The 1,250-nt window shown below is 38.3% G+C and carries 1 protein-coding gene and 1 pseudogene; one reads left to right on the plus strand and one right to left on the minus strand.

The window, feature by feature from the left end; all coding sequences use genetic code 11:
* The first annotated feature begins 381 nt into the window (after positions 1-381).
* Positions 382-867: a hypothetical protein gene (locus tag AC1DRQ_RS31680; protein WP_477430149.1), complete on the plus strand. Its 486-nt coding sequence runs from the start codon at positions 382-384 to the stop codon at positions 865-867.
* Between the two features lie 63 nt (positions 868-930).
* Here AC1DRQ_RS31680 and AC1DRQ_RS31685 read toward each other — a convergent pair.
* Positions 931-1,250, minus strand: a pseudogene (locus AC1DRQ_RS31685) (homoserine dehydrogenase); the annotation flags it as partial.

Here is a 1,250-nt window from a genome sequence, read left to right on the forward strand (position 1 = left end):
GATTAATAGCCTATGAAAAGACAGGATTAAATTTTAAAGTGTTGGCCTGTGCGATTCCCTCCCGACGGGAGGGTGTAGGGAGGGGTTTATGCAACCTACATCACGAATAAACCCCTCCCTGCCATTACACAAACCATCGCGCCCCTCCCCAAGGAGGGAATTTAACCTACCCAATAACCCAACTGTCTATTGATAGGCTACTCCTCTCTTGAGGGGGCGCGCTGAAACGTGTGATGGCAGGGGTGTGTTTATACGAGCATCTCTCTAAAGAAAGGAATTGCATCTTCCCCAGCCTTTTTCTACAATCAGCTTTCCATCTATTCAATATGTGCCACATTTGTTTATATTCGTCGCGCTGTAAACCTTATCCCCAAGCAAAAAATGAAGAAGTTTGATATTTATGAAATAACCATAAAAATTCTGGGTATTTACCTTTTAGTGGCCGATATTTCAAAATTACCGGGTTTGCTAACGTTTATAAGAGGGCATGGTTCTGGAATGAACGCCGATCAGGGAATTGAACAGGTTAATTTATTATGGATAAATGGATTGAACTTTGGCTTGTTGCTGATCCTGGCAATATTTTTAATTGCTAAAACAAAATTTATCACCCGCCTGGTAACCAATGTATCTGATCAGCAGGAGAATGTAAAGCTTTTTGCCGATAGAAAGGTAATATACGAGATTGCATTAGTCATCATTGGAGGATTACTGATCGTTAATAGTTTGCCAGATCTTATATATCGTCTGTATAATTTATCAACCGTAGGTGATCAGCGTGATGTCGTGTCATCATGCGCAAGAATATTTATTGGTATTATCACGGTGGCTTATGGTAAACGGATAGGTGCTTATTTTGCTAAATAACATTGGGGAGTTAAAATTAAAAAAGGCTCCTTTTGAGAGCCTTTTTTAATTACAAACAACCTATTACAAAACTTCCGCTGTTTGTTTTGATGCCGATGCTAAACTGACCCCCGTAAGTTGATCGGCAAAAGCGATAAATGCTTTGCTTTCAGATATACGGGTTTGGTTATCGATTAGATTTTGCAAATTGATTTTCCCGATAACAAATTTATAACTACCTGAATAGTAGCGCTCTTGTATGTGTTCAAAATTCAAGGCCTCTACTAAACTTTCATCATCATACCTCAGGTAAATGTTTAATTCAATATTATTGGTAAAGTTAAGATCTGTTTTTTCCTTAGCTTTTTTATATTCGTATTGATAGTTATACCGCAGAGCAGCAA

Source organism: Mucilaginibacter sp. P4_E8 (assembly GCF_056401495.1).

What these genes read in the sequence shown, in the direction of transcription:
- AC1DRQ_RS31680 (WP_477430149.1), top strand. Translation starts at nt 382, where the DNA reads ATGAAGAAGTTTGATATTTATGAAATAACCATAAAAATTCTGGGTATT.